Raw genomic sequence first — 7,010 nt, 5'->3', positions numbered from 1 at the left:
CGCATCCGGGGCCCGTCAGGAGGCCGAGTGGAGGTGCTGTGGAGAGGGGCGTTTGGCATGGATGCCAAACGAGGAACGATGGGCCAGGGATGGCCCACCGTGACGACCCTCGGAACAGCGCCGGAGCGAGGGAAGTTGAGCGAAGCGAAACCCGGATGTCGGGTGTGCTTTCTCTTTGGTTACTTTCTCTTTGCACAAGCAAAGAGAAAGTAACTCGCCGTAAGGGCGAAACCGGTAGGAAAGACGACGGAGAAAATAATTATGTCCATAATTCCTTTATATTGCTCAGTAGCAAGCGATTTGAGTTAGGTGGGGTAGATATGAGCAGTAATGAAGAGTGGCAGCCGGTTATACGAGAAGTGCATTTGTTCGGCGGTGCAAGAGCCATAAATTATATGGAGCCCCTTGTAAATATTGTGCCAGATACAGTGAGTGGCAAGACTGCAAGGTTTAGGTTGAGCGGGTTTGGAAGCTTGTTCAAAGAGCTGCGTGATTTAAATATGGGTATTGTTGGTTGTGATTTTTTTACTCACTCCATTGAGGTCGAAGGTATAAGCCCGCCTCAGTGGAGAACGAAGTGCTTGGTTAATCCTTCTTGGCTGTGTACTGATCAAGGTCACGAATGGTCTTTTATTGCGCATTCTGCGTTTAAGCAAAAAAATGGAATATTTTTCGATATGGCTTCGCGTATATCTCACCAGTTAAGAGCTTGTGAGTGGAGGCTTAGGCAGTTGTCTGAAAGTTATAGAGATCAGTTGGGCAGTACTTTGAAGAGCAAGAGTTTTGACGAAGGTAGGCGGTTCTCAAATGGGTATACTTCTTTATGTTATTTGGCTTTTCAGTCATTTTTAGTCGAGGTTTGCATATTGAGAGATTATCTTTCTGAGTTTTATTGGGTTTCAAATTTTGAAAAGGCGGTGGGTGATAAAAAAATTACAACGCTTGGAGGTCTTTTGAAAGAATGGAGAAAAAATCCTCCTAGCGATAAGTTAGGTAAAGAAATTAAAGCTTCAGCATGTCTAGGTGGGTGGCTTTTTGAACTTGGTGCTTATAGAGATTTGGTTGTTCATTCTGCTCCACTAGCTCAGGCTGATAGGGCTCTTTTTGCGGTTTGTCACTCATCTGCTATGCCTCAAGGGGAAAGATTGCCTGGGATAAAACTGCCAATACCTAATAATCCATTTGAAATAAGTGGTGGCCGTTCTTCAGGGCGCTATTTTTCTGATCCCGAGCTTAATTTTGCAAGATTCTCCAATGCCTTGGAAGATGTTGATTCTGTAAAAGATGCCTTGCAATATGCTCACCTAAGTATGCAGCTTATAAGTGCCTTGTCGAAATCTGTCTCTGATATTTCCCCAGTGCGGCCTGAAGTTCCAATGCTGACAGCAAAAGATATTTTGGGCGGGGTTAAAGTTACTAGGGAGGGGTTGTAGTTGGGTTGCTATCTTATGCTTCGTATTTTATGTGGTGGGGGTTTATGGTTGTAAATAAAAGAAGCGAATTTATTTTCATGGTGGCGGGGGAATAAAATTATCAAGTAGCAACGGGCCAGCGATATGAACTTGACCCTAATGCACTCGCGTCAGAAACAACAAACCCACTCAGCCCTCACCCCTCCTGCGCCCGATATGCCCCCGGCGTTAGCCCCGTCCATTTCTTAAACGCCCGATGAAACGCCGACGGTTCGGAAAACCCCAGCTGCTCGGCAATATCCTGAATCGCCAGCTCATCGCGCCCCAGGTGGTAAATCGCCAAGTCCCGGCGCAGATGGTCCTTCAACTCCTGAAAGCTCGACCCCTCCTCACGCAAATGCCGGCGCAGGGTTTGTGGGCTCATATGCAGTTGCTGGGCGACGGCATCCAGGTCCGGCCAGTTGCTGCAGTCGCGGCCGAGCAGGCGGCGGATCTGGCTGATCAGGCTGTCGCCGCCATCCGGGCGGGCTAGCAGGTCGGCGGGGGAGTGCTGGAGGAATTGCTTGAGCGTGCGTTCGTCCTGCAGCAGCGGCATGGCCAGGTAGCGCGCATGGAACAGCAGGCTCGTGCGCCCGGCGGTAAAGCGCCGAGTGCAGGGAAATAGCAGCTCGTATTCGCCGGCGTGGGCGGGTTGGATGTAGGTGAAGGTGGCTTCTTCCAGGCGGATGCGTTGGCCGATCAGCCAGCTGCCGAGGCGATGCCAGATCACCAGCAGGCTTTCCACCAGAAAGTGGTCGGGGTCCCACAGGGTGGAGTCGTCCACGCTGAGGCGTGCCCAGTCGCCTTCGCGCTGGATGCTGATGGCCGGGGCTTCGGGGAATAGGCTGTAGAACAGCGCGCCACGGCCCAGGGCTTTTTCCAGCGAATGGCAGTGGATGATCGCGTAACACATCATGGCGAAGGTGCCACGTTTGCTGCGCAGGCGGCCGAAGCCCAGGTATTCGTCGTCGAGGCTTTCCCATAACAGCTGCACTAGGCGAGCGAACTGTTCGGGGGCGACCCGTGCGCGCGGTTCGTCGAGCAGCGCCGGTTGGATGCCCAGTTGGCGCAGCAACGGCGTGCAGTCGTGGCCCTGGCGTTCGGCGCCGCGCAAGGCAGCGCGGACAAAGTGGCTGGCGATGGTGCGTTCGCGCATGACGGCTCCTTGAAAGTACGCCGATGGTAGGCAGCTGACTGCGCCGCCGACAAGCCGGTCGAGCGATTGGGTCAATCCAGGCTGAGCGCATGGGTCATTGAGGCGGCGGGGGCGTGGGGCCTAACCTGCTGCACGACTTCAGCTCAGGGAGCACAGCCGCATGCAGCGCCTTATTTTCGACACCGAACACAACATGTTCCGCGACGCGTTCGCCGCCTTTCTGAAAAAGGAAGTGGTGCCGCATCAGGACGAATGGGAAGCGGCCGGCGTGGTCAGCCGTGAGGTGTGGAAGAAGGCCGGCGACATGGGCTTTCTGCTGCCGTGGGCGGATGAGGAGTACGGCGGTGCCGGGCTCAAGGACTTCCGTTACGAACAGATCATGTGCGAGGAACTGGCGAAGATTAACGAGCCGGGCTTTATGTTGCCGCTGCATTCCGCACTGTGCGGCCCCTATATCGCCGAGTACGGCAACGCCGAGCAGAAGGCGCGCTTTATGCCGGGCATTATCAGCGGCGAACTGATTCTTGCGGTGGCGATGACCGAGCCGAGCGCCGGTTCGGACCTCGCCGGTATGCGCACCAGCGCGGTGGATCAGGGCGATCATTACGTGCTCAACGGCTCCAAGGTGTTTATCTCCAACGGCCTGCTGGCCGATGTGGTGATCGTCGCGGCCAAGACCGACCCGGCCAACAAGCACGCCATGGGCCTGTTTCTGGTTGAGCGCGGCATGCCGGGTTTCGAGCGCGGCAAGAACCTGGAAAAACTCGGCATGAAGAGCCAGGACACCGCCGAGCTGTTCTTCAATAACGTCAAGGTGCCCAAGGCCAACCTGCTGGGCGACGCCAAGGGCGGCTTCTTCTACCTGATGAATATGCTCGCCCAGGAACGCCTGACCAACGCCTGCGGTGCGGTGGCAGCGGCCGAGGCGGCGCTGCAGACCACCATCGATTACGTGAAAGAACGCAAGGCCTTCGACCGGCCGATCTCGCACTTCCAGAACACCCGTTTCAAGCTGGCCGAGATGCGTACGCAGATCGACGTGGCGCAGGTGTTTGTCGACCGCTGCGTCACCGACCACAACGAGAAAAAACTCACCCCGGAAGTGGCCGCCGAGGCCAAGCTGTTTACCACCGAGCTGCTGTGCAAGGTGGTCGACGAAGGTGTGCAGCTGCACGGTGGCTGGGGTTATATGTGGGAATACCCGATCTGCAAGATGTACGCGAACGCGCGCATCCAGCGCATCTTCGCCGGCACCTCGGAGATCATGAAAGAGATCATCAGCCGTGGGATGAAGCTGTAGGGCGGGTGCAACCCGCCAGGTGATCCCTGCGGTTTAGCGGGATTGCCAGGTTCCTGGTCGAGCGATGTTTTTTTACCGAGGGAAGCTGTTCAAGCGCTAACGTTCATGTCGGTACAACAATAAGAACGAGGGATTGCGATGACCGATCAACTGCCCCTGGAGCGTTTCGCGCTCTGGGTCGAGAAACGCCCCGATGCGGTCTGGCTCAGCCAGCCGGTAAACGGCCAGTGGCATGACTTCACCTGGGCGCAGGTGGATGACCAGGCGCGGCGCATGGCCACGGCCCTGCAAGCGTTGGGCTGCGCACCGGGTGATCGGGTCGCGCTGCTGGCGAAGAACTGCGCCGAGTGGATCATCGCTGATATGGCGATCATGCTCGCCGGGTTGATCAGCGTGCCGTTGTATCCGTTGCAGTCGGCGGAAAGCATCGACTATGTGCTGCGCCATTCGCAGTGCAAGGCGATCTTCCTCGGTAAGCTGGATGAGCCGGCCAAACTCGCGCCGGGTATTCCGGCCGAAGTCATGCGTATCGCCATGCCGTACCCGACCATTGAGGCCGGTCACGGCTGGCATGCCTTGCTGACCGCGCATCAGCCGTTACGCGATGGCCACACGCAGGCGCCGGATGAGTTGCTGAGCATCCTCTATACCTCCGGCACCACCGGCCAGCCCAAGGGCGTAATGCTCTCGGCCAAGGCCTTTGCCATTGCCGGTGGGCGTTCGGTGAAGGAGCTGCAGATCACCGAGCAGGATCAGTATTTCTCCTACCTGCCGCTGTCGCATGCCGCCGAGCGTTTTCTGGTGGAAATGAATGCGCTCTACAGCAGCGGGCGGGTGGCTTTTGTCGAGTCGCTGGAGACCTTTGCCAGCGACCTGCGCCATGTACGGCCGACCGTGTTCTTCTCCGTGCCACGGCTGTGGACGCGCTTTCAGCAGGGCGTACTGGAGAAACTGCCGCAGCCTAAGCTGGCGCGGTTGCTGGGTATTCCGCTGATCGGCGGCCTGGTCGCACGCAAGATTCGCAAGGGCCTGGGCCTGGATCGTGCGCGCATTCTGGTCAGCGGCGCGGCGGCGATCCCACGCGCGTTACTCGATTGGTATCAGAGCATCGGCATCACCATCTGCGAGGGCTACGGCATGACCGAGCACCTGGCCTATGGCTGTTTCAACCGGCCGGGGCAGGTGCGTTTCGGCACCGTGGGCCGGCCGATGCCGGGCAATGAATTGCGCATCGCCGAGAATGGCGAAATCCTCCTGCGCTGCCCGAGCCTGATGCTGGGCTATTACCAGGACCCGGAGAAAACCGCTGAAACCATCACCGATGGCTGGCTGCACACCGGTGACAAAGGCGAGGTCGACGCGGCCGGTTACCTGAAAATCACCGGGCGGGTGAAGGACATCTTCAAGACCAGCAAGGGCAAGTACATCGCCCCGGCACCGATTGAAGGCGAGATCGCCAAGAACCTCTGGGTCGAGCAGGTGTGCCTGATGGGCAGCAATATGGATCAGCCATTGGCGCTGATCGAACTGTCGCCAGCGGCTCGCGAGCATGCCCGTGAACAGGTGGCGGCCGACCTTGCGCAGACGTTGCAGCAGCTCAATGCCCAGCTTGAGGCCCACGAACGGCTTAGCCACTTTGTCCTGGTGAGCGAGGCCTGGACCGTGGACAACGGCTGTATGACCCCGACCATGAAGATTCGCCGCAACGTACTGGAAGCACGCTTTGCCGACCAGCTCAGCGAGCTGGATGCCAAGCAGCCGCTGCATTGGCAGTGAGCGCTGGGTAGCCCGGATGCAATCCGGGAGTCTGTTGATATTCCCCGGATTGCATCCGGGCTACGGGATTGAGTTCCCTGAGGAGCTGTTATGCAAGGCCCGCTGTCGTCACTGAAAGTGCTGGATTTCTCCACCCTGTTGCCGGGGCCGTTTGCCTCGCTGCTGTTGGCCGATATGGGCGCCGAGGTGCTGCGGGTCGAGTCGCCTTCGCGCATGGATCTGGTGCGCGTACTGCCGCCGCACGATGGCGGCGTATCGGCCAGCCATGCCTATCTCAATCGCAACAAGCGCTGCATCGCCCTGGACCTGAAACAGGCCGAGGCGGTGGCGCTGGTCAAGCAGCTGGTGGCCGAGTACGACATCGTGCTGGAGCAGTTCCGCCCCGGGGTGATGGACAAGCTCGGTGTCGGTTACGAAGCGCTGAAGGCGATCAACCCGAAGCTGATTTACGTGTCGATCACCGGCTATGGGCAGAGCGGCCCGTACAAGGACCGCGCCGGCCATGACATCAACTACCTGGCCTTGGCCGGTATCGCCAGTTACACCGGCCGCCGCGATACCGGGCCGTTGCCACTGGGCATTCAGGCGGCGGATATTGCCGGCGGCTCGCTGCACGGAGTGATCGGCCTGCTGGCGGCGGTGATCCAGCGTCAGGCCACGGGGCAGGGGCAGCAGGTGGATATCAGCATGACCGACTGCGCCTTCAGCCTGCATGGCATGGCCGGCGCGGGCTATCTGGCCGCTGGCGTGGAGCCGGCCATGGAAAACCAGGCGCTGAATGGCGGCAGCTTCTACGACTACTACCGCACCCGCGACGGCCGCTGGTTCTCGGTCGGCAGCCTGGAGCCGCAGTTTATGCAGCAATTCTGCGCCGCCATCGGCCGCCCGGAGCTGGCCGCGCGTGGCCTGTCGCAGAAGCCCGAGGATCAGCAGGCGCTTAAGCGTGAGATCGAAATCGAGTTCGAGAAACGCGATTTCGCTGAATGGAGCCAGGTGTTCGCCGGCCTGGATGCCTGCGTGGAGCCCATGCTTAACCTCAGCGAGGCGGTCGAACACCCGCAGATCAAGGCCCGCGGCCTGGTCACCGAAGTGCCACGTGCGGGCAGTGGCCCACAGGCGCAGATCGCCTGCCCGATCAAATTCTCCAGCGGCTTGCCCGCGCCCCGGCATATCGGTGCAACCCTGGGCGCACACACCAGCGAGGTGCTGATAGAGCTGGGCTACAACGCCGAGCAGATCGCCCAGCTCAAGGCGGCCAAAGTGGTGGCCTGATTCAGGCCGGCAGGCATCGCCAAAGTGCTGGCGTTGCCTCTCAAACTCATGCATT

General features: G+C 58.8%; 5 protein-coding genes. 4 read left to right on the top strand and 1 reads right to left on the bottom strand.

The window, feature by feature from the left end; translation table 11 throughout:
• The first annotated feature begins 89 nt into the window (after positions 1 to 89).
• Entirely contained in the window at positions 90 to 1,433 is a 1,344-nt protein-coding gene (locus tag Q8O69_RS20700) for a hypothetical protein (RefSeq protein WP_305594192.1), read from the top strand.
• A gap of 175 nt (positions 1,434 to 1,608) precedes the next feature.
• Here Q8O69_RS20700 and Q8O69_RS20695 read toward each other — a convergent pair whose 3' ends face one another.
• On the bottom strand, positions 1,609 to 2,607 hold the full coding sequence (locus tag Q8O69_RS20695) for an AraC family transcriptional regulator (protein WP_305594190.1): 999 nt from the start codon (positions 2,605 to 2,607) through the stop codon (positions 1,609 to 1,611).
• A 160-nt stretch (positions 2,608 to 2,767) separates the two neighbouring features.
• Between Q8O69_RS20695 and Q8O69_RS20690 the strand changes: the two genes are divergently transcribed.
• The 3 genes from Q8O69_RS20690 to Q8O69_RS20680 all read left to right on the top strand — a co-directional run bounded on the left by Q8O69_RS20690 (position 2,768) and on the right by Q8O69_RS20680 (position 6,955).
• Positions 2,768 to 3,907 carry an acyl-CoA dehydrogenase family protein gene (locus Q8O69_RS20690; protein ID WP_305594188.1) on the top strand — a complete coding sequence of 380 codons (1,140 nt, stop codon included), beginning with the start codon at positions 2,768 to 2,770 and terminating at the stop codon, positions 3,905 to 3,907.
• A gap of 138 nt (positions 3,908 to 4,045) precedes the next feature.
• Positions 4,046 to 5,683 carry an AMP-binding protein gene (locus tag Q8O69_RS20685; protein WP_305594186.1) on the top strand — a complete coding sequence of 546 codons (1,638 nt, stop codon included), beginning with the start codon at positions 4,046 to 4,048 and terminating at the stop codon, positions 5,681 to 5,683.
• 90 nt (positions 5,684 to 5,773) lie between these two features.
• Positions 5,774 to 6,955, top strand: a complete 1,182-nt coding sequence (locus Q8O69_RS20680; RefSeq protein ID WP_305594184.1) for a CaiB/BaiF CoA-transferase family protein — start codon at positions 5,774 to 5,776, stop codon at positions 6,953 to 6,955.
• Positions 6,956 to 7,010 lie beyond the last annotated feature (55 nt).

This window comes from Pseudomonas sp. (assembly GCF_030690725.1).
Classification (GTDB): Bacteria; Pseudomonadota; Gammaproteobacteria; order Pseudomonadales; family Pseudomonadaceae; genus Aquipseudomonas.
The sequence above is the reverse complement of the archived record's forward strand: the minus strand, read 5'-3'. Positions and strand labels throughout refer to the sequence as shown.